2 protein-coding genes are annotated in these 1,883 nt (G+C 67.1%); one reads left to right on the top strand and one right to left on the bottom strand.

The window, feature by feature from the left end:
* Nucleotides 1-40 precede the first annotated feature (40 nt).
* Nucleotides 41-868, bottom strand: a complete 828-nt coding sequence (locus D7W79_RS41585; RefSeq protein WP_120530706.1) for an outer membrane beta-barrel domain-containing protein — start codon at nt 866-868, stop codon at nt 41-43.
* A gap of 267 nt (nt 869-1,135) precedes the next feature.
* Here D7W79_RS41585 and cglC point away from each other — a divergent pair, with 267 nt between their 5' ends.
* Entirely contained in the window at nt 1,136-1,642 is a 507-nt protein-coding gene (gene cglC, locus D7W79_RS41580; protein ID WP_120530705.1) for an adventurous gliding motility lipoprotein CglC, read from the top strand.
* Nucleotides 1,643-1,883: the final 241 nt, after the last annotated feature.

The following is a 1,883-nucleotide window of genomic DNA, read 5'->3' as shown; positions in this document are numbered from 1 at the left end:
AGATGTGTATAAAGAGTCAGGAGCAGACGGAAGGCGGGCTTCATTCGGACTCCCTCCCCGTCGACTTGAGGGGCAGGAAGATGGAGATGCCCGCGTTGAGGGTCATGACGTTCTGGATGGCGCCCTTGCTGCTGCCCAGGGGCTGGTCCACGTAGGAGGTGTTGATGAGGGCCACGTTGACGGCCAGGTAGTCCTTGGTGACGAAGCGCATGCCCAGGCCCAGGTCGAAGGCCGGGTTGAGGCCGCGCTCCGGCAGCGCGGAGGTCTCCGTCTTCACCACGCCCATGCCGCCCAGCAGGTAGCCGTCGAAGTGGAGGATGGAGTTGAGGAAGGACACCTTGCCGTAGAGCGGCGCCCACTCCAGGTCGCCCATGCCGGACCACTGCGGCACGGAGTTGTAGATCTTGGCGTTGAAGGTGCGCTTCGCCGTGCGGACGTCATCCGACGGGAGCACCTGGATCAGCGAGCCACGCGCGGAGATGGCCAGCGTGTCCGACAGGTACCAGGCCGCGCGGAGCGAACCGCCGAACTTCGAATAGAAGGGGTCGTTCACGGAGATGCTCACGAACGGTGAGATCTCCAGGCGGCCCTTCTTCAGGTACACCTTGCGCTGCACGCTCTTCACCCGGTCGTCCTGGGTGATGTCCGTGAGCGGCATCAGCGCTTCGACCGGGATGTCCTTCGCCGGGGTGGCGGCAGGCGGCGACGCGGGGCGGGCTTCCTCGTCCGGCGGCGGCGCGGGGTTCTCTTCGGGAGGCTTGGCCTGGGCATCCTCGGTCAGATCGAGGCCCATGCCTTCCTGGGTCTGGGCGGGGGCCAGCGCGGGCCACATCAGGCTCAGCGCAAGCAGCAGCGTGGGGCGGTTCAAGTCCGGGCGCTCCGTGGGGGGAGGGAACGTACTGCCACCGGAAGGCAGCATGACATCAGCCCCACCATCCTATCGGTCGTATTCCCAACCATCAACCGCCACGATGCGCCTGCCTCCTCTGTATTCCTCCCGTATCCCTTCACAATTCCACCGCGCACGCTCCCCGTGGGTCGGTGGTTGGCGCGAAGAACCGGTGTGCTACCGTTTCGAGGTTCCGGCGTCCTCCCCCCAGGCGCCCTGTTTCCATCCTTCCTAGAGGTCTCAAAGATGTTCGTGCGATCCGCGCTCTTCCTGTCCGCCGTCCTCCTGCTGGGAGGCTGCGACGTCACCACCGAGCTGGGCAAGCCGTGCACGCTGGTGCGCAAGGCCACGCCTGCGGAGCAGGAGGCGCAGGGCCGCGAGGTCGTGGAGGTCAAGGAGAAGGACATCGCCGCGGAGCAGGACTTCATCTCCTTCGGTTCGCTGGAGTGCGAGGACCTCATCTGCGTGCGCGATGACGCCAGCCCCCGCAGCGCGGATCCGGAAGCGCCGGCCCTGGGCTACTGCAGCAAGGAGTGCGTGCAGGGCACCACCACCGGCTGCGAGATCACCCGCACGGTGGACGACGTGGAGAAGGGCCTCAAGGAGCGCATGACGTGCCGGCCGCTGCTGCTGGATCAGGACACGCTGGACGCCATCCGCGCCGCCGACGAGGGCTTCTACCGGCGCACCTTCGGCGAGAACAACTCGCCCTACTTCTGCGCGGGCGCCACCCCGGCGGCCGCGGGCACCTGAACGGCGCACTGAACAGTCGCCTCGCGCGAAAGGGTTAGACCTTTTCGCGCCCCCCGTTCGTAAAGGCAGGGCCCGCGTTTCAAACGCTTTTGGAGCCCTGCCATGAATCGTACGGTCCTGTTCCTCGCCCTGGCTGGTGGCCTTGCCCTCACCGCGCTGGTGCTGGGCATGCCCCACAGGGGCGGACTCCCGCCCCAGGTGGTCGTGACGACCCCGGTGCCCCCGCTGCCCACTCCGGCCC

Source organism: Corallococcus exercitus, assembly GCF_003611585.1.
GTDB classification, from domain to species: domain Bacteria; phylum Myxococcota; class Myxococcia; order Myxococcales; family Myxococcaceae; genus Corallococcus; species Corallococcus exercitus.
Note: the sequence above shows the minus strand (reverse complement) of the source record. Positions and strands in the feature narration are given on the sequence as shown.

Excerpts from the sequence above, each read along its gene's own strand:
- cglC (WP_120530705.1), top strand. The coding sequence starts at position 1,136 with ATGTTCGTGCGATCCGCGCTCTTCCTGTCCGCCGTCCTCCTGCTGGGA.